This window comes from Chitinophaga sp., assembly GCF_017745275.1.
Lineage (GTDB): Bacteria > Bacteroidota > Bacteroidia > Chitinophagales > Chitinophagaceae > Chitinophaga.
Window position 1 is genome coordinate 154,132 of sequence record NZ_JAGHZS010000006.1, and the last position, 18,871, is coordinate 173,002.

General features: G+C 45.5%; 17 protein-coding genes. 8 read left to right on the top strand and 9 right to left on the bottom strand.

The window, feature by feature from the left end; all coding sequences use genetic code 11:
* Window positions 1–5: 5 nt before the first annotated feature.
* The 5 genes from J7623_RS17775 to mqnB all read right to left on the bottom strand — a co-directional run bounded on the left by J7623_RS17775 (window position 6) and on the right by mqnB (window position 6,857).
* A complete protein-coding gene (locus J7623_RS17775) occupies window positions 6–3,497 on the bottom strand; it encodes a SusC/RagA family TonB-linked outer membrane protein (protein WP_291922796.1) in 3,492 nt (1,163 codons plus the stop codon).
* A 95-nt stretch (window positions 3,498–3,592) separates the two neighbouring features.
* A complete protein-coding gene (locus tag J7623_RS17780) occupies window positions 3,593–4,600 on the bottom strand; it encodes a FecR domain-containing protein (protein WP_291922798.1) in 1,008 nt (335 codons plus the stop codon).
* A gap of 123 nt (window positions 4,601–4,723) precedes the next feature.
* Window positions 4,724–5,332: a sigma-70 family RNA polymerase sigma factor gene (locus J7623_RS17785; RefSeq protein WP_291922800.1), complete on the bottom strand. Its 609-nt coding sequence runs from the start codon at window positions 5,330–5,332 to the stop codon at window positions 4,724–4,726.
* 31 nt (window positions 5,333–5,363) lie between these two features.
* Window positions 5,364–6,161 carry a 1,4-dihydroxy-6-naphthoate synthase gene (locus J7623_RS17790; protein WP_291922802.1) on the bottom strand — a complete coding sequence of 266 codons (798 nt, stop codon included), beginning with the start codon at window positions 6,159–6,161 and terminating at the stop codon, window positions 5,364–5,366.
* Between the two features lie 27 nt (window positions 6,162–6,188).
* Window positions 6,189–6,857, bottom strand: coding sequence for a futalosine hydrolase (mqnB, locus tag J7623_RS17795; protein WP_291922804.1), 669 nt, complete (start codon window positions 6,855–6,857; stop codon window positions 6,189–6,191).
* Between the two features lie 113 nt (window positions 6,858–6,970).
* Here mqnB and J7623_RS17800 point away from each other — a divergent pair, with 113 nt between their 5' ends.
* The 3 genes from J7623_RS17800 (at window position 6,971) to fabD (ending at window position 9,057) form a co-directional block, all read left to right on the top strand.
* Entirely contained in the window at window positions 6,971–7,384 is a 414-nt protein-coding gene (locus tag J7623_RS17800) for a 6-carboxytetrahydropterin synthase (RefSeq protein WP_291922806.1), read from the top strand.
* A gap of 52 nt (window positions 7,385–7,436) precedes the next feature.
* Window positions 7,437–8,024, top strand: coding sequence for a GTP cyclohydrolase I FolE (folE, locus tag J7623_RS17805; RefSeq protein WP_291922808.1), 588 nt, complete (start codon window positions 7,437–7,439; stop codon window positions 8,022–8,024).
* A 142-nt stretch (window positions 8,025–8,166) separates the two neighbouring features.
* Window positions 8,167–9,057 (top strand): ACP S-malonyltransferase, encoded by an 891-nt coding sequence (fabD, locus tag J7623_RS17810; protein WP_291922810.1) that lies wholly within the window; start codon window positions 8,167–8,169, stop codon window positions 9,055–9,057.
* A gap of 129 nt (window positions 9,058–9,186) precedes the next feature.
* On the opposite strand, the gene J7623_RS17815 is transcribed toward fabD, so the two are convergent.
* The 3 genes from J7623_RS17815 to J7623_RS17825 form a co-directional block, all read right to left on the bottom strand.
* Window positions 9,187–10,038 carry a GNAT family N-acetyltransferase gene (locus J7623_RS17815; RefSeq protein ID WP_291922812.1) on the bottom strand — a complete coding sequence of 284 codons (852 nt, stop codon included), beginning with the start codon at window positions 10,036–10,038 and terminating at the stop codon, window positions 9,187–9,189.
* 73 nt (window positions 10,039–10,111) lie between these two features.
* Window positions 10,112–10,579: a GNAT family N-acetyltransferase gene (locus J7623_RS17820; protein WP_291922814.1), complete on the bottom strand. Its 468-nt coding sequence runs from the start codon at window positions 10,577–10,579 to the stop codon at window positions 10,112–10,114.
* 10 nt (window positions 10,580–10,589) lie between these two features.
* Complete coding sequence (locus J7623_RS17825) at window positions 10,590–11,726, bottom strand: serine hydrolase (RefSeq protein ID WP_291922816.1); 1,137 nt, start codon at window positions 11,724–11,726, stop codon at window positions 10,590–10,592.
* A gap of 103 nt (window positions 11,727–11,829) precedes the next feature.
* On the opposite strand from J7623_RS17825, the gene J7623_RS17830 reads away from it, so the two are divergent.
* The 4 genes from J7623_RS17830 (at window position 11,830) to J7623_RS17845 (ending at window position 16,991) form a co-directional block, all read left to right on the top strand.
* Window positions 11,830–12,321 carry a DinB family protein gene (locus J7623_RS17830; protein ID WP_291922818.1) on the top strand — a complete coding sequence of 164 codons (492 nt, stop codon included), beginning with the start codon at window positions 11,830–11,832 and terminating at the stop codon, window positions 12,319–12,321.
* Between the two features lie 47 nt (window positions 12,322–12,368).
* A complete protein-coding gene (locus tag J7623_RS17835) occupies window positions 12,369–13,064 on the top strand; it encodes an NUDIX domain-containing protein (protein WP_291922820.1) in 696 nt (231 codons plus the stop codon).
* A 75-nt stretch (window positions 13,065–13,139) separates the two neighbouring features.
* Window positions 13,140–15,068: an ATP-binding protein gene (locus tag J7623_RS17840; protein WP_291922822.1), complete on the top strand. Its 1,929-nt coding sequence runs from the start codon at window positions 13,140–13,142 to the stop codon at window positions 15,066–15,068.
* A 3-nt stretch (window positions 15,069–15,071) separates the two neighbouring features.
* Entirely contained in the window at window positions 15,072–16,991 is a 1,920-nt protein-coding gene (locus tag J7623_RS17845) for a hypothetical protein (RefSeq protein WP_291922823.1), read from the top strand.
* Window positions 16,992–17,063: 72 nt separating this feature from the next.
* On the opposite strand, the gene J7623_RS17850 is transcribed toward J7623_RS17845, so the two are convergent.
* On the bottom strand, window positions 17,064–18,077 hold the full coding sequence (locus tag J7623_RS17850; RefSeq protein WP_291922825.1) for a beta-ketoacyl-ACP synthase III: 1,014 nt from the start codon (window positions 18,075–18,077) through the stop codon (window positions 17,064–17,066).
* A gap of 190 nt (window positions 18,078–18,267) precedes the next feature.
* On the opposite strand from J7623_RS17850, the gene ruvA reads away from it, so the two are divergent.
* Window positions 18,268–18,855 (top strand): Holliday junction branch migration protein RuvA, encoded by a 588-nt coding sequence (gene ruvA / locus J7623_RS17855; RefSeq protein ID WP_291922827.1) that lies wholly within the window; start codon window positions 18,268–18,270, stop codon window positions 18,853–18,855.
* Window positions 18,856–18,871 lie beyond the last annotated feature (16 nt).

Sequence of the window (18,871 nt, forward strand, 5' to 3'; positions counted from 1 at the left end):
GTAGTTTAGAAAGTTACGTTGAGACCTGCGGTGATACGTCTTGGATTGGCGTTGTCAATACCAACACCGGCAAAGCTGGTGGAGCCGATGGTAGCACCTTCCGGATCAGCACCTACGTAGTCTTTATGTTTGATGACAAATACATTATCCATACTCACGAAAACGCCTGCACGTTGTGCGTGGAATTTAGATAATGTCCTGGATGAAAGATCATAACCCAGCCGGATGTTGCGCATACGTATATGGCTGGCGTTGCCAAACATCAGGGAGGAATTAGTACTAAATACTCTCCATTGATTCATTTTACTACTATATACATCCGGGTAATTGGCGTTTTTGTCGCCGGGTTGTTGCCATATTTTTTGAGATGCCTGCCAGGCGACGTTATTTCTGCCGCCCATAGGTGCGGTTGGATCCTGGAAGTTATTGATAATGCTCATGCGGGTGTAGTTGCCTACCTGGAACCACATTTCTGCACTAAGTGAAAATTGTTTATAAGTAAAGGTATTGGTGAAGCCGCCAAAGAATTTCGGAGTAGAGGAGCCCACTACCCGGAAGTTACGAAGGTCTGCGTAATTGCCCATTCCTTCTACTTTTTGCAACTTCCCGGAGGCATCATAGTTCTCGAATAAAGGCGCGCCATTATCAGGATTTACGCCTGCATAGTGTACGGCTCTGATGGTGTTAATATCTTCTCCCACATAGTGGTAGAACGCCCGGCTGTAGTTATCCAACAGGGAGTCGTTATAAAGTTTCTGTATCTTGTTTTTATTAAAGCTGATGTTCAGGTTGGTGGTCCAGGTGAAGTTTTTACTATCAATATTCTTTGTATTGATCATCACTTCCAGGCCTTTGTTTAGTACTTCTCCTATGTTTTGATATTGAAGGAAAGAACCTTGTGCAGAGCTTACATATACCTGCTGCAGCAGGTTTTTACTAAGTTTGGAATATAGGTCGATGTTTACCTCTACGCGTTTCCATAGCCCCAGGTCAATGCCGAGGGTATTATTCACCGTAGTTTCCCAACTAATATTTGGGTTTTCCAGTTGTGTGATTTGCACGCCTATTCCGCCAATATTATCATATGGATTTGGATTGGGGCTGCCGTAGAGTGTTTGGTTCAGGTAACCATCGCCTACATCTCTTCCGGAGGTGCCGTGCACTACGCGTAGCTTTAATTGATCAATGTTTTTCACATCTGCCAGAAAAGCTTCCCTGTTGATCATCCAGCCGGCGCTGAGCGCATAGAAAGTACCATATCTTTTATTGCGGCCGAAGTTGGTAAAGGCATCTGTACGCAAGGATCCGGCAGCGAAGTAGCGGGATAAATAATTATAGTTCAGCTCCCCAAAGGCGGAAAAGCTGGCCCGCTCTGCGTAGGTACCATTGGGACGGATAGGGGTACCATATACATAGCTGATAGCGTCGCCAATATTTTTAGCAGCGCCTGCATTGCGTTCACCAGGCAACATATTGAAGTAATCGTTTGCTTGTGTTTCGCTGTGACGTTTTGCCCACTCTGTTCCGGCCAGGAGGCTAAAGCTATGATCGTTGAATTGTTTGGTAGCAGTTACTGTATTGGTAGAAGTAAAGTTGTAATAGCGGCCATCTGTAATAGAAAGCGTTCCATTCACACCTGCTTGTCCGGGTGAAAAGAGATATGGGTAGCCACCATATTTACCGGAGAAACTTCGTGGATCCAGGTAGGCGTTATAGTGCGTATTAATATAATCGATGGTATTGGTGGTTTTAACACTTAACCAGGGTAATATTTTATAACTGAGCCATCCGGTGCCGGTAAAGTGCATATTGTCTGTAATGGCAGTATTATCGAACTTTTTCTCTCCCAGGAAATTTTGAGCGTAGGTAGTATAAGGTACACCGAAGTTGCTCGATTGTTTTACCGGGATGCTGTCTGCCATGGAGCCGTCTGTTTTGTAAGGAGTAACAAAGGGCTGCGTCATATACAATGAGGGCGTGCCGGTACGGGCAATGGTTTTATCGATGATGGCACTGGTGTTGATACCACCACTCACTTTTTCAGAGAATCGCTGTTCAATATTCAGGCGCAGGTTACGACGGTCAAAAGTATTTCCAAAGTTGATGCCTTTTTCTTTATACCAGTCGAGGCCCGCGTATACAGTGGTTTTATCGTTTCCGCTGGTAATGCCCAGGCTGATATCGGAGAAGTTGCCATCATTGAATAATGCTTTTTCCCAATTGAAGTCTTTTGATTTATCCTCATCCGTATAAATTCTGCGTTGGTTAATAAAGTCTGCAGCCGTTAGGAATTGTGTGTGCAACGATGGTGTTTCTTCCCATTTGCGTTGCATCAGTTTATCCATTGCAGCAGTGGCTTCGGTGGTATTCATCATATGGATGGCGCGATTTTGTTTGATAGCGCCATAGCGGGTATCGAGGGTTACGTGTACACCACTGTTTTGGGTTCCTCTTTTAGTGGTGATTACAATAACACCCTGTGCTGCACGGGAACCGTAGATAGCGGTAGAAGCCGCATCTTTCAGGACGGTAATGCTTTCAACATCCGCGGGGTTTACCACGTCCTGTAAGGATGTGGCAGTAGAAATCACCCCATCTATCACGATCAACGGGCCGAAATAAGAGCTGGTGCCGGAAGGCAGGGAGGAAACACCACGGAGTAATACCTGTCCTTTAGCGCCTGCATTGGCACTGGGTTCTACGATATACATACCGGTAGTTTTCGCTTTCAGCATGGATAAAATATTAGGAGAGGAAACAGTGCTGCGCAGTTGACTACCGGAAATTTTTTGTACAGCGCCGGTGAGTTCTGCAGCCTGTTTGTTACTATATCCCATTACTACTACGCTACCGAGGCTGGTAGCATCTTCTTCCAGCACAATATGATTGTCTGTGCCGGAAATGGCCAGCGTTTTAGGGCGATAACCAATTGTGGTAATAGTTACCGGGTGTCCATCTTCAGTGGTGATTGCAAATGCACCATTGGCGTCTGTTACAGCGCCTTTCCCGGTAATCATGTCGCGAATGGTGGCTGCAGGAAGTGGCTGACCTTTGCGGTCAGTAACAATTCCTCTTGCCGGGCGATGCGGGGACGCGTATACGTTCGATTGTGCATCTCCGGAATACTTATCTGATGGCTGCCCGGAATATTTGCCTGACTGATCAGGTTTCATCACGCCAATCATATTTCCACTGAGTTTGAACTCCAGTCCGGAAGCGGCTTCCAGGTCAGCCAATAATTCTTTAATACTTCTTTCTTTGTCGGGAAGTGTAATAGATTTGGTAGGCAAGGTTCCCGCCACATAAAAGAACTTCACCTGGAAAGCAGCTTCAATTTTACGGATGGCTGCCTGCATAGAAATATTTTGCAAGTGAACTACTTTTTTCTGCTGTCCGAATAATGTCATACTCATCATTAGCAGCAACAATAACAAAGTGAACTGTCGTGTAACAGCAATGCTAAACAGCGCACGAAGGCGCGCATAATTAAAAGTCATGCGTCAGTTTTTAAATGTAATGGTTGATATGGTCATCACAAACGCCGGCAGCTTGTGATGATCCCGATTTAGCGATTTTGGTGGAAACGCTTGTATTAAAATTGAATCGTTACTTTATCCGGTTGTATTTGAAAATCACATCCGGCAGTGAAACAAAAAATGTTCAGTACTTTTTCAAGTTTATCATTATCGAAGGCTCCTGAGAACCGTTTGGCATTCAACAGATTTCCTTTTATTTCGAATGGTATTCCATACCAGTTTTCGAGTTGATCAACTACTTCCCGCACACTGGCATTGCTGAATACCAGTTTACCAGTTCTCCAGGTATGCAGCGCAATGGTATCAAATGATTGTTTGGTCATTTTCCGTGATGCTTCATTCCAACGGGCCTGTTCCCCCGGGCTGAGTGTAGTGGCGCTGCTGCGGCCATTATTTTCACTTACTTTCACCTTGCCGCTGAGCAATGAAACACTGGATTGTGGCTCGTAAGGATATGATTTTACGAGAAAGGAGGTACCCAGTACGGTGGTACGTATTTCTTTGCTGGTAACCACAAACGGATCATCGGTATTACCCGTTACATCAAACAGGGCTGCGCCTTTTATCAGTTCAACATGACGATGTTTGTGACTGTAATCGGAAGGTATCCTGACGCTGGTATTGGCGTTAAGGAGTACGGCAGATCCATCTGGCAGCGTGAGCATTTTCCGTTGTCCCCATTCACTGGAGTACACGAGGTAAGTGACGGGCGCGGGTGTGGGCTGACGCATTTTCCAGAGTACGGTAAGGCCTCCCAGCAGGGCTACCACAGCGGCGGCGCGCCAGGCATAACCACGCCAGTTGATACGATGCACGGGTGCAGCTATGGTGGCTTTTACCGCCTCCTGTAAGCGCGTGCGTTGTGTGGCTTTATCATTTTCTGCGGCGCTGGTATTGATGTTATAGTATAACGCTACCGCTGCCGCCACCTTTTCCTGTATTTCAGGATGTTGCGCGATATACGCTTCCCATTGCTCAATAGCTCCGGCGTTATTACGACGGATATATTGCAGAAAGGTATCATCGAGTAACAGGTCTAATTCCGTTAGGTCCTTTGGCAGCATTTCCCATCCATTTTAAAAGTAGAGCGACAATCTTTTCCGTTTTACCAGGTTGGCACCGGTAAATATCTTGATTTCGATATTTTTTATTTAAAAGGCGATTTCTTGAAAAAAATCTAAGGGGATTTATAGGGGAAGTAACAGCAGCAACATTTTCAGATTCAGCTTGCCTGATTTTAAATCTTCTTCCAGTGACAGTTTGAGCGTTTTTAATGCTTCGTACAGATGATTGTAGACCGTGCGGTGTGTAAGGCCGGTGATGTTCACTATTTCTTCGTAGCTCCGTTCTTCGTAAAAGCGAAGGTTGATTAATTCCTTTTGCCGGGGACTCAGTAAAGTGATGGCTTCCTGAATGCGTCCTACGGCTTCTTTGTGTTGTTGTTGCTGTATCAGTAATTGTTCACTGGAGGGAGTATCATCGCCGGGTTCCTGATTCATCCACAGCGACAGTAGTCCGTTGTCTTTTTTCTCCTGTTGCAGTTGCAGTAGCAGCCTGCGTTTGAAGGAGGTGATAATATAGCTCTTTACGTTGCTGACCGTTCCCAGGCTTTCTTTTTTCTCCCAGAGATAAAGGAAAACCTGTTGAATGCAATCTTTCACGGGTTCACTGTTGGTGCAGATTTTCAGGCCCAGGAAGAGGAGCAGATGATAATACTGATCATACAATGCGTATAATGCCTGCTCTTCTCCCTGGCGGAACCTGTTCCATAGTTCTGTATCCTTGTTTTCGATCATACCGCAACAAAAGAACAAAAAATCAGTTGCTTTAACGACGTATTTTTTCAGCGGCCGTCATGAGAGCGGCTACAGCAGCTTTTCCTTCGCTGCCCAGGTCAAGGCTGAAATCATTTACGTACAGGTCGATATGCTGGCGCATCACAGATTCGTCCATTTCCTGTGCATGTGATTTTACGTAGTCCGAGAGCTGTGGATAAGTAGTGTAGCTGTTCTGCAGGCTTTGGTGAATGAGGCTGTCCAGTTGGGCCCGGGTAGCTTCCGGTACATCTTTACGGATAAAGATACCTCCCAGCGGAATAGGATTGCCGGTGGTTTTTTCCCAGTATTCGCCCATGTCCATCAGCTTTACGAGGCCTTTCTGTTGGTAGGTAAAGCGGTTTTCGTGGATGATCACACCTGCATCTGCATCACCGTTCAGTACCGCATTTTCAATTTCAGAGAAGACCATTATCTTTTTCTTTTTTGCTTCCGGAAAAGCAATAGAGAAGAGGAGATTGGCAGTGGTGTTTTCGCCGGGAATGGCGATGGTCATATTTTTCAGCTCTTCCAGCGGGATATCTTTTTTAGCGATCAGCAAAGGTCCGCAACCGCGACCCAGCGCACTGCCGCTATTGAGCAGTTCGTACTGATCTTTTACTTTCAGGTAAACCGCGAAGCTCAGTTTGGTAATGGAGAGTTTGCCTTGTAATGCCCAGGTGTTGAGTGTTTCCACGTCTTCCAGGTGTGTGTCAAAGGTAAAATCCTGTGTGTCAATTTTGTTATTCACCAGTGCATCAAAAATAAAGGTATCATTTGGGCAGGGTGAAAAACCTAAAGATAAATGCATATGCTATCAAAATTTTATTGTCTGTTGTTAAATGCCGGCCAATGTATGCACCGTTTTTATCAATTCTTCGTTGAGTGTTTTTACGGCGTGTGGGATTTTCCACTTGCTTTTATCCCTGACTTCAACATAGTTGGAGAGGCTTCTGAGCTGGAGGAAGGGTATTTTTTCCAGCAGGCAGGCATAATGAAATGCGGCGCCTTCCATGCTTTCTACGTCGGGGTCATATTTGTGCACCAGTTTTTGAATGGTGGCTTCGCTGCCGCTCACCAGGTTTACGCTGATGCCGGTGGCAATGGGCAGGGGAGGCAGTTCCGGGAGGCCTGCAAAAGTGTTTTCCAGGCTGGTGCCGGTGAAAGGCACCTGGTCGGGTTGCCAGAGTTGTATATCAAATAAATCTTTAAACTGATTGTTATCTTCTGCCCCGAGGTCAGCGAGGTATTCTCTTTTGATGGTGACCACCTGTCCAAGCTCCCAATCGTGGCGGAAGCTCCCGCCAATACCGGCTTGTATAGCGATATCCGGTTTATGCAGGACCAGGTGGTGGCCCAGGCTGAAAGCGGTGTGCATCATGCCAATGCCGGCAATGAGGAGATCTATCTCACAATGAGCGGCAGATAAGGTGTTGCGGTGCTCGTCCAGGTATTGTAAAAAAGGCTTTATTTCCAGTGTGGTAGCCGCGGTAACCAGTATTTTCATAGGGTAAAAGTACGGCAAAAATGCTTGCTCCCATGTAAAACAATTGACAGGAATGAGGATAATTTGGGGCTACTCATTTAATAGTGGTATTTTTGCGAAAATTTTTTGCAATAATGATTTATTTAACGCGAGTAGAGAACTTTAATGCGGCGCATAAGTTATCTAACCCGGCCTGGAGTAAAGAAAAAAACGAAGAAGTTTTTGGTAAATGTGCCAATGAAAACTGGCATGGTCATAACTACGAGCTGCACGTCACTATAAAAGGCAATCCTGATCCTGAAACGGGTTTTGTATTCAATGCCAAAACTTTAGGTGTAATTATCCGGGATTCGGTTATTGAGAAGATAGACCACCGGAATCTGAATATGGATGTGGATTTTATGGCAGGTAAATTTACTTCTGCTGAAAATCTTTCTATCGCTATCTGGGATCAATTAGCCAAACATTTACCAGCAGAAGTACAGCTGCATTGTATTAAGTTGTACGAAACCCCTCGCATATACGTAGAATATTACGGAGGAAAGTAGGGAAGATGGAGCGTATATGTCAGCCTTTGAAATTTACTAAAATCATATAAGAATGGCGTATAATAAGATTGATAGTTACGACGAAAAGATCACGTCCGGTCTTGTAGAAAACTATAAAGAATGTCTACACCTGTTAGGAGAAGATCCTACCAGGGAAGGATTGGCGAAAACGCCTGAGCGTATGGCCAAGGCGATGCAATTCCTCACCCAGGGGTATCAACAGGACGCACGTGCCATCCTGGAAGGCGCTAAGTTTACTGAATCATATAGCGAAATGGTGATCGTAAAAGACATAGAAATATACTCTATGTGTGAACACCATATGTTGCCATTCTTTGGAAAGGCGCATGTAGCCTATATCCCTAACGGGTATATCACTGGTCTGAGCAAATTAGCCAGGGTGGTAGATGTATTTGCCCGCCGCTTACAGGTACAGGAACGGTTAACACACCAGATCCTGGATGCCATACAGGATACCTTACAGCCGGAAGGCGTAGGCGTAGTCATAGAGGCGCAACACCTGTGTATGATGATGCGTGGCGTACAAAAACAAAACTCTATTACCACTACTTCCGCTTTCAGCGGCCAGTTTCACCATGGTGATACGAGAGCAGAATTTATGAAACTGATTTCCAAATAATATCAGTCATCCGATTATTTAGGGATTTTCGTTCCCCCCGCTTACGGTGAGGGGAACGAAAATCCCTAAATAGTTTTGTATTTCTTTTGATTGTATATTTGGAAAATTTTAATCTGAAAAGCTAAAACAATAAAATATCCACATGAAGCATGCTTACGTATTTCCCGGACAAGGTTCACAGTTTCCGGGTATGGGCAAAAATCTGTACGAGACGAACGAAAAAGCGAAAGCGCTTTTTGAGCAAGCCAATGAAATTTTAGGTTTCCGCATTTCTGATATCATGTTCAATGGTACGGAAGAAGATCTGAAGCAAACCAAAGTTACACAGCCCGCCGTATTCCTGCATGCTGTTATCGCTTTCCTGTGCACGGAACATTCCCAGCCGGAAATGGTAGCAGGTCACTCCCTGGGTGAGTTCTCTGCCCTGGTAGCGAACGGTGTACTGTCATTTGAAACAGCATTGAAACTGGTGGCTATCCGGGCCAACGCCATGCAGAAAGCATGTGAGCTGCAACCATCTACCATGGCAGCAGTACTGGCCTTGGATGACGCTAAAGTAGAAGAAATATGTGCTGCTGTTACCGCCGAAACCGGCGAAATAGTAGTGCCAGCCAATTATAACTGCCCTGGTCAGTTGGTGATTTCCGGTACCATCAAAGGAGTGGAAATTGCCTGCGAAAGAATGAAAGCTGCCGGTGCTAAACGTGCCCTGGTATTGCCTGTAGGCGGTGCTTTCCACTCTCCGTTAATGGCACCTGCCAAAGAAGAATTACAGGCGGCTATCAACACTGCTACCTTTAATACTCCAAGCTGCCCGGTATACCAGAACGTGGTAGCCACTGCGGTAACTGATCCTGCGCAGATCAAACAAAACCTGATTGATCAGTTAACCGGTGCGGTAAGATGGACACAGTCCGTTCAGGCCATGGTAGCTGATGGTGGTCATGAATTCACCGAAGTGGGCCCAGGTAAAGTATTACAGGGATTGATTCAGAAGATCAATAAAGAAACGGTTGTAAACGGAATCAATTAGAAGATAGAGCAGAAAGCATAAAGCTGAAAGCAAAAAGCTATTGCAGCGAATGACTATTGCGGATATTATTAATACGCTTTGATCATTCGCTGCAATAGCTTTTTGCTTTCAGCTTTTTGCTTTCAGCTTTTACAGCGTCAGCACCATCTCATACTGCGATAAATAATGCGCCAGTCCTGCCTGTTGGAGGAAGGTTCTTATTTCCGGGAGATGATCATCAATATTGATAATTGTAAAAGGACCACCCAACTGATCGGCTGCATATTGTAATAATGCACTACCTACTCCTTGTCTGCGGAAACGCGGATTCACTGCAATATTTCTGATCCGGCGTGTATCTCTGTGTACGCTGATATACCCGGCAATTTCTCCATTAATAGCTGCTTCCCAGGTAGTGGTGAAAACACCTTCCCGCTGAATGCTATCAACGGTATTGGACCAGGTAGGCGCCATATCCATAAAGGTGGCCAGTGTAGCCCAGTCCGGCGTTTCATTGGCCTGTATAGTAATATTGGAAGGCGTTTTATGTGTTGCCACCATGCCTTTGAACGAATGGATAAAGCGGGCTTTCTGGAACCCGCTATTCGTATAGGCTTTGATAGCGGGCAAATTAGTGCTGATTACTTCCAGTACTATTTTGCGGATGCCGCGTTGTTGATATACCGGGATAAAACGCTCATACATTTTCTGCACCAGGTGTTGTCCGCGATAGGTAGGCACTACACCCGTACCACCGTTGTATAAAACAGTAGGATGTGTGAGATGATCTACCGCATGTAAAATGAACCCGCCTAATTCATTGCCGGCGAAGGCGCCGATAGAAAAATTTCGTTGCAGATTTTCTCCCTGTATTTTCTGCTCCATAATAGAAGGGGTGAGATGCAGGGGGACTATATAATCGCTGAAGGCTACGTTAAAGGTATCACAGAGCTGTGGCGTGGTTACATGTTCGAGTGTTCTGAAATCCTGAATGAAGATCATAGTAAAATGGTATGTCATCAATATTAGCAATGATTGATGACATACCATTCCGGAATATTATGAACGGAAAAAATCACGTTAGTTCTATTGCCACATTAATCCACTCCGGATCAAATTTAGTCGTGTATTTTTTGTAGAAGTTGATGGCAGGGGTATTCCATTCCAGCACCTGGAACAGGACGCCACTGAACTGTTGTGCTTTTGCTTCTTTTATCAGTTCATCGAGAAGCATTTTACCGATGCCTTTGCCCCGCCATTTTTCTGTTACAATAAGGTCTTCCAGGTACATACGGCAGCCTTTCCAGGTGGAGTAGCGGGTGTAGTAAAGCGCCATGCCATGTATTTCTTCCTGGCCGTTAATAATGGTAGTGGCTACAAATGCTTTCCATACCGGGTGTGGGCCAAAGCCGGCATCTTCCATTTGTGCTAATGTTACCGTTACTTCTTCCGATGCTTTTTCATATGCTGCCAGTTCACGGATTAATTTCATCAAAGCCGGGCAATCTTCTTTTCGTGCAACCCTTAACGTTATATCTTCCATAGCTGTATAATTATTCGAGTGAGTCTACTATTTGTTTCAGGATGCCAGGCCACCAGTCCGTTTTTCCCCAGCGTTTGCCGAAACGTACAACAACTGCCTGTTTGCGGGGAGAAATATAGATGAATTGTCCTTTTGCACCTAACGCAAAATAATCAAAATTGTGGGGATCTGCCTGGTATCCCCACCACAGGTATTTGTAGTAACCGGAAGGACTGGCTGCCCATTTGCACAGTGGCGGCGATAAGCGCGACAGGTACTTTTGGGTATCTGCCTGGTGATCAGGTGGCCGTACAGACTCCGCCATCCAGGCTGCCGGGATAACCTGACGACCATTCACCACACCATTCTCCAGGCACATGGCGCCGAAGCGTACAAAGTCCATAGCCCGGGCATTGAAGCCGCTTTCCATTTTGGCAAAACCGGAAGCGTGGCTATCCATGCTCCAGGAAGCATCGGCTTCAGCACCGATATGCTGCCAGATTTTTTCCTGGAAATATGCCGGCACAGATTGGCCGGTGGTTTTTTCCAGTATCAGTCCCAACAGCAGCAGGTTATAGTTGTTGTAATGATAAGTACTTCCGGGCGTTTCTACCAGTTTGGTGTGAAGCGCCTGTTCCCGCAGATGTGTGCCGTAATATACCCGGGCATCATCTGACCATGGTGTTACGCCTTCCCGGTACTGTAACCCCGAACACATTTGCAACAGGTGCGCGACGGTAATATCCCGTAGCCCCGGCAGGTCATACTGCGGTATATATCTCCCTATAGATTCCCGGATACTATGGATAGCACCTTCTTCCAGGGCAATACCAACCAGGGCAGATACCATGGATTTGGCCACAGAAAAAGACGTGTTAACAGACGTGCCTGTATAGCCGGAAAAGTAAGTATCCAGGAGTAGCCGGTGGTGCTGCATCACAATACAGGCCGTAGATCCGGTTTGCTGTAACAGATCTGCCAGGGTTGTTTCCTGTGGGCGTCCTTGCCAGCTATGTTTAATGAGAGGTGCCTGCCACGCTGCAGTCGCATTTTCAAAATGCCTGATGGCACCATTACGCAATATAGGGGCAGAGGGAAAGTATTGGTAGTCGGTAATCCGCGGATTGTTCCTGATAATACACCGGCTTAAATAGGTAAGCGTATTCATGGTATCAAGGTTATAGGGAAAGCAAATATCGTATGCTAAAATGAAAAACAATATTGTAATTTGTAGGTTGTTTGCGGCAGGAAGGTATTAATCTCTTTTTTACATGAAAAATATGCTTGTGCATTTTACAGCTTACAACTACTGGGCAAACCAGCAGTTGGTAAAAGGGTTGCTTAAACTAACGGAAGAACAGCTGGACAAGCCTTTTGGGGCCGGGGTGGCCACCATCCGTTCTGCGGTGTACCAATTGTGGCAGGAAGAAAGTACCTGGTATCAGCGGCTGCAGCTCACGGAAAAAATTTCGGATCCTACGATGGATTTCGGTGGTACTTTTTCAGCTGCCTGCGATGCCTTACTCAAACAATCACGGTTACTGGAAGAATGGGTACAGCAGGCCAACCAGGCGAAGCTAAATCATACCATTGCGTATACACTGAAAAAGAGCGAACACTATAAAATGGGGGTGCAGGATGTCATTATCCAGGTATGTAATCATAGTACCTTTTACCGGGGACAAGTGGTATATATGTTAGGGCTGTCTGGTATTGGAAGGCTACCCGTTACTGATTACAGTCGTTTTAAACCTAAAAAGTAGGTTGATTTTATTATTTTTACCAGAATATCTGCGTTTAAAGTTCCTATATGAATGCTGCTTCTTTTTATGCGAAAGCCCCGAAACACCTGGTGGCAGTTGATTGTATCATCTTTGGCTTTGATGAAGGCCGGTTGAAGTTATTGATCATGCAACGTAAGGTGGCCCCTATGGCCGGCGAATGGTCGCTGGTAGGAGGCTTTGTGCAGGAAGATGAAAGCACCGATGAAGCTGCTGCCCGTGTACTGGAACTCACTACCGGATTAGACGATATTTATATGAACCAGCTGCATTGCTACGGCAATGTAAACCGCGATACCGGCGCCAGGGTAATATCCGTGGCCTACTACGCACTCATACGCATTAAAAATCACGATAAACCACTGGCCAGGGAACACGGTGCGCACTGGCTGGAACTCCACGAAATTCCGGAACTGATTTTCGACCATGGAAAGATGATAGAAGATGCGCTGGCCGCACTTCGTAATAATGCACAATTCCACCCCATTGGTTTTGAATTATTGCCGGAGAAATTTACGCTCTCTCAACTAAGAAGTCTTTACGAAGAAATTTATCGGAAAACCCTTGATAAACGCAATTTCCGTAAGAAGATATTATCACTGGATGTAATGGAAAAGTTAGAAGAGAAAGACAAGACTTCTTCCAAAAAAGGTGCACACCTGTATCGTTTTGACCCTGAGAAATATGAAGCACTGAAACGCAAAGGCCTGGTGTTTGAAATCTAAGGGAACAAAATGAACAAAATGGATGACAGTCAGGATAGTAAATAAAACTATTTTACGGCCTGCTGATTCCCATTTATGGTATGGATACGCCATGCAGGCCTATATTGCCTGCTGTTCTTCTCACAGGCATTGTGCGCCCAGCATAATGATATTATAGCAATTAAACATGCATTGTCCGGGATCACGGATAGTACCCGCTATGTGGATGCCCTGAACAGGTTATCAGCACTCTATATTCCCCGGCAGCTGGATAGCAGTGGCAGCTATGCAAAAGCGGCGAATGATATTGCCAGCAGGATTCATTACGACAATGGTCATCGCGAGGCAATGCGGGGCCTGGGCCGCTATTATGCCCTGCGTCCTCACCGCTATCTTTCCTTTTTATTTTATGAAAATGCCCTCACTGCCTGCCGCGCTGCAGGCGATTCAACAGGCGTAGCCATCTCCCTGATGAACCTCGGTACCTATTACCAGTATGCAGGAGATCATGCTACTGCGCAGCATTATCTGAACAGGGCATTAAATGTATCCTGGAAATCAGGATTGGACTCCTTACGGGCTTGGGTACTGGTAAATTACTACCTGGTAAATGCAGCTGATACCGCCGCGCTGCAGTATGCCAGGAAAGCGCTGAAACAGGCAGTGGCACTCACACACAAATACCAGGACCAACTGGGAATGCTGTATGTGCAATTATTTGAAGCACATGAATTTTTGCGCGCCGGGGAAATAAAACAGGCGGAAAATAAGCTCCTGAAAGTGATCAGTGCGGCCGACAGCGCCGGGCTCAATTATATTGCCATGTATGCCAGTGCACAACTAACAGGTTATCGTATCTGGCAACAGAAAGCGGATTCATTGCACTACCAGCAGCAATCGGTGAATTATGCGGTAGCGGGCGGATACACCGGGTTAGTGCTGCCGGTGGTGACCACTTTGTACAATTGGTATGACCATCGCAAAGATGCTGACCGGGCAGCCCACTACAGTCGTATAGCGCTTCATATCATGCAGCAGCAGCAGGATGATATGCTGGCTGGCGAAGCGGATTACCTGGCCTATGCTTTTGGAGATGAACTGAAGGATTCCCTGGAAATGCAGCACCACACACAGCAGGAACAATTGGAAGATGCCAGAAGTATGAATTATTTCTGGTATTACCAGGTATTGATTATTACTGCCATCGCCGTATTGCTGGGCATTTTGCTGGTCTATTATATCCGGGCTTACAGGTTGTCCCGTGTAAACCAGGCCCGCATGGCCGGTTTACAGGAAGAGATCCGCAAGGGAAATAAGGCATTGCAGGATAATGATGATTTTAAGAACAAGCTGATTTCCATGATTGCACATGATTTCCGCACGCCGTTGCATAACATCGTGAACATTACCGGGTTCATTGATGATCAGGCATTGACCGTGCCTGAAGCAGCAGACATGATCCTGGAAGTGGAGAAAACAGCCACCACTACCCTGAGCGTATTTGAGGAAATATTGAGATGGATACGCACGCAGCTATCGGGCTTCGTTTATCACCCCGAAGCCTTGCTGCTTACAGATATGATAGATGCCACCACCCGGAGCCTGCAACATTTAATAACGGAAAAAAAACTGCAACTGGTGATCGATATTCCACGGGAAACTACCGTGCTGGCGGACTTTGAAATGCTGCAGTTTATTCACCGGAATTTTTTACACAACGCTATTAAGTTTTCTCCGGTGAAGGGAACTATCACTATAAAGGCTATACGAAAAAATGGCAGGCTCACCGTTTTATTTATGGATGAAGGGCCCGGTATTGACGCAATGGTATTACCCTCGCTATTTGCCTGGAGCAATACAGCCTATGAACAGGAGCGATCCGGCAAGGGCGCCGGACTGGCATTGATCATCTGTAAAGACTTTATGGACAAAATGAATGGAGAAATAAATGCGTATAATAATGAGCAACGTGGGAGTACGTTTTATTACCAGCTCCTGGAATTCATTGATAGAGGTAGAAACTAAATAATGGGAAAAACGGGTAGTGGTATACGTTATACACAATGGATAAGCAGCATCTGCCTGGCTGTTGCCTTGTTATGCACAGTGGGCAAGGTTCGCGGGCAAAGTCCACAGTTGCCGGAATTAATGCAGGAATTGCAGGCGCAGCGCGACAGTAATGAGTACGTATTAACGTTGGGAAAAATAGGAGCGTTGTATATGATGATCAACCTGGACAGCAGCTTTTACTATGGTTCCAGGGAGCTGGAAATAGCCAGCAGGCTGCACGACAAAAGAGGCATGGCCGATGCCTACGATGTGATCAGCTTTGTGTATGCATTAAGGACGGATTTTAATATAGCAGGCATTTATGGGTATAGGGCGCTGCAACTGCATAAAGCTTTGTCTGACAGTGCCCGCATGTGTGCTACATTAAGCCACCTGTATCTCTACTATCGTAATATGGGTAGGCCGGTAGAAGCGGGTAATTATTTTTATGAAGCTTTTCATATGGCCACCCGCTTACCTCCTTCCGCCGACTCTATTTACAGTGTGTTACTGGTAAATTATGGAATGCGGTTTAATAGCGATAGTACCCGTAAGGACTCCGTACAATGGGCCTGGCGTATGGCTGGGCAGAAAGCAAAAAAGTATCCGAAAGGGAGAATAGGATTGTATGTAGATGCTTTTTGTGCAGATACATTGGTGGCACAAGGCCGGGGGAAGGAGGCGGAAAAGAAAATTAATGAACTGGCTGATATTGCGTTGAAAAAGGGATTGCCCTATGTGGCAATGGATATTTATAACCGCCTGGAAACCTATGAGCAGTTGGGGTATAAGGTGGATATTGCCTATTACAGGGAATTGTCTTATGAGTTAGCGAAGCAGGCCGGATGTATTGAATTGAACCTTCCAACAGTGGCGGCTTTATTTGATTATTATGAGCAGCACGGAAACAAGGAGAAAGTAAATTATTATAGTAAAGAAATCATGCGCATGGCCGGACAAAATCGTTACCAGTCGGATGGATTCAAAATTAATTACATCGATTACTTTCTGAAAGAACAGGCATTACAGCAGTTAACCCAAAGTGTGATGAAGCAGCAAAGGGAGCTGGAGGCGAGAAGGGTCAAAAAGCAGCAGAGCCAGTTTGTGATGATCGGGTTGTTCATCATTGTGATATTGTTATTCATATTACTTTTCAGCCGTTATGGTCAGTATGTGGCTTCGCAGGAACAGGAGCGGCAACTGGCTGGTAGCTATGCGGATATTTCCCTGAAAAGTGTGGCATTGCGGGCGAATGATGAGTTTAAGAATAAACTGATTACCATTATCGCCCATGATTTCCGGGCGCCCCTGTATTATATTTCCAATGTGGCCGGCCGGTTAAAGGATTATGAAGATGATCCCGGCACTATGGCTGCTTTGATAAAAAAGATCGCGGATGTTTCCGGAAGTACGCTGGCTGTTTTTGATAACATTCTCAAATGGATTAGGCTGCAATTGGCGGGTTTTGTGTATAAGCCGGTAGATTGTAACCTGTATGATACCATGCAGGCGGCGTTGAAGCAGGCGAATGGCGTGGTGGCAGAAAAAGGGCTTGTGATGGTGAACCTGGTACCGGAAGAAATGACGCTGCCAGCGGATGTGGATATGCTGCGAACCGTTCACCTGCATTTATTGCGGTTATCAGTGCATTATGCACAGCCAGGAAGCCTGATCATAATGTCGGCCTGGGAAAGTGAGGGTGTGGTGTATAGTCGTATGATTGCGGATACCGGTGGCGATGCAGTGAGTATTGTAAAAGGATTATCTGACTGGCAGCAGGATATGTATGCGGTCAGTTATGCGATCACAAAGGATTTTATGGGCAAAATGAGGGGAGGGCTGCAGGTAACAGAAAGTGAAGGGAAGTTCCTGGTATTTTTAGGTACCTGGAAAGCGTAATATAGATACCGGATACCTGTACCTGGCATCTATGTGTTGAAACGCGGTACAGGTATCCGGAAATGTTATTATTTATTTTTTGCCATATTGTTCGCCATCGTAAGCCCAGCGAATATAGTTGGCTCCCCAGGTAAATCCACCACCAAAGGCCGCCATCATGATGTTGTCGCCTTTTTTGAGGTATTTTTCGTAGTCCCAGAGGCATAAAGGAATAGTACCGGCGGTAGTGTTACCATAGCGGTGAATATTCATCATTACTTTTTCGTCTGGTACGTTGATATACTGGGAAGTAGCGCCAATAATGCGTTTGTTGGCCTGGTGAGGTACCAGCCATGCAATATCATCAGCACTGAGGTGATTGCGTTCCATGATATCTTTCGCAGCGCCGGCCATATTGGATACGGCATATTTGAACACCATTTTACCTTCCTGGTATACGTAGTGTTCACGGGCGTTTACGGTGTCAATGGTAGCTGGTTTCACGGAGCCACCTGCCTTCATGTGGAGGTACTCACGGCCATGGCCATCGCTTTTCAGGATGCTGTCGATCAGGCCATATCCTTCGGTATTGGCTTCCAGCAGTACGCCGCCGGCACCATCACCAAAAATGATGCAGGTAGTCCTGTCGGTATAGTCAATGATAGAGCTCATTTTGTCGGCACCAATCACCATTACCTTCTGGTAACGGCCACTTTCAATGAAGCGGGCGCCGGTGTCCAGTGCGTATAAGAAGCCGGAGCAGGCAGCACTGATATCAAAGCCAAACGCATTAATAGCACCGATTTTATCGGTTACCACGTTGGCAGTAGCCGGAAATGTCATATCCGGGGTAACGGTGGCCACAATTAACAGGTCAATTTCTTCCGGGGAAATACCTCTCTTTTTGCAGATTTCGAGAGCTACCGGTACGCACAAATCAGAAGTTCCTTTCCCTTCTCCTTTCAAGATTCTTCTCTCCGAAATGCCCGTCCGGGTTATTATCCAGTCGTTAGTTGTATCTACTAATTTTTCTAATTCCTGGTTGGTTAGCACGTAGTCCGGAACATACCCACCCACCGCTGTAATGGCGGCCGTTATTTTATTCATATAAACTAAATATGTGTTTAAAACGAGGCGTAAAAATACGATATAAACGTATATTTCCTAAAAAAGTCGAATATGACGAACTTTAAGGATTGACAATCCGTTAAAAGTTAGCATCTTTGCCCCGGTCTACTCAAATACATTATTAATCTATTTCCAAAAGTTTAATTAAATTACTGAACCTTTACCTTGTATGATTGCTTATCTGAATGGAAAATTGGCCTATAAGTCACCAGCTCTTGTTCATCTGGATGTGAATGGAATCGGTTATGAAGTACAGATCAGTCTTAATACCTATTCAAGGATACAGAATTTGGAAAGTTGCAAATTGTTAACCTTCCTCCAGATCAAAGAAGATGCACATACCTTATATGGCTTTTTTGAAGAAGCAGAAAGAAGCCTGTTCTTACTGCTGATCAGTGTTTCAGGTGTAGGAGCCAGTACCGCCCGTATGATGTTGTCCTCTTTGCAACCAGAAGATGTACAACGTGCTATTATGATGGAGAATGAGCGGATGCTTGAAAGCGTGAAGGGAATCGGCGCTAAAACAGCCAAAAGAATTATACTCGAACTGAAAGATAAAATTGCGAAACACAAGGACACCGGCACACATTTATCTGCAACTGTAAACAATACAATGCACGAAGATGCGTTAAATGCTCTGGTAACTCTAGGCATAGCCCGGAACATGGCGGAATCGGCGATTCAGAGAGTTATGAAAAATGAGCCACTATTGCAAAACTTGGAAGAGCTCATCAAGAAAGCCCTGAAAAGTTTATAATAAATACATAAAATCC

Coding starts and splice junctions, on each gene's coding strand:
- J7623_RS17780 (WP_291922798.1), bottom strand. CDS start 4,600: ATGCTGCCAAAGGACCTAACGGAATTAGACCTGTTACTCGATGATACC.
- J7623_RS17850 (WP_291922825.1), bottom strand. CDS start 18,077: ATGAATAAAATAACGGCCGCCATTACAGCGGTGGGTGGGTATGTTCCG.
- J7623_RS17845 (WP_291922823.1), top strand. CDS start 15,072: ATGGGAAAAACGGGTAGTGGTATACGTTATACACAATGGATAAGCAGC.
- J7623_RS17835 (WP_291922820.1), top strand. CDS start 12,369: ATGAATGCTGCTTCTTTTTATGCGAAAGCCCCGAAACACCTGGTGGCA.
- fabD (WP_291922810.1), top strand. CDS start 8,167: ATGAAGCATGCTTACGTATTTCCCGGACAAGGTTCACAGTTTCCGGGT.
- J7623_RS17785 (WP_291922800.1), bottom strand. CDS start 5,332: ATGATCGAAAACAAGGATACAGAACTATGGAACAGGTTCCGCCAGGGA.
- J7623_RS17840 (WP_291922822.1), top strand. CDS start 13,140: ATGGTATGGATACGCCATGCAGGCCTATATTGCCTGCTGTTCTTCTCA.
- J7623_RS17790 (WP_291922802.1), bottom strand. CDS start 6,161: ATGCATTTATCTTTAGGTTTTTCACCCTGCCCAAATGATACCTTTATT.
- J7623_RS17830 (WP_291922818.1), top strand. CDS start 11,830: ATGAAAAATATGCTTGTGCATTTTACAGCTTACAACTACTGGGCAAAC.
- J7623_RS17815 (WP_291922812.1), bottom strand. CDS start 10,038: ATGATCTTCATTCAGGATTTCAGAACACTCGAACATGTAACCACGCCA.
- J7623_RS17800 (WP_291922806.1), top strand. CDS start 6,971: ATGATTTATTTAACGCGAGTAGAGAACTTTAATGCGGCGCATAAGTTA.
- J7623_RS17820 (WP_291922814.1), bottom strand. CDS start 10,579: ATGGAAGATATAACGTTAAGGGTTGCACGAAAAGAAGATTGCCCGGCT.
- J7623_RS17825 (WP_291922816.1), bottom strand. CDS start 11,726: ATGAATACGCTTACCTATTTAAGCCGGTGTATTATCAGGAACAATCCG.
- folE (WP_291922808.1), top strand. CDS start 7,437: ATGGCGTATAATAAGATTGATAGTTACGACGAAAAGATCACGTCCGGT.
- mqnB (WP_291922804.1), bottom strand. CDS start 6,857: ATGAAAATACTGGTTACCGCGGCTACCACACTGGAAATAAAGCCTTTT.
- J7623_RS17775 (WP_291922796.1), bottom strand. CDS start 3,497: ATGACTTTTAATTATGCGCGCCTTCGTGCGCTGTTTAGCATTGCTGTT.
- ruvA (WP_291922827.1), top strand. CDS start 18,268: ATGATTGCTTATCTGAATGGAAAATTGGCCTATAAGTCACCAGCTCTT.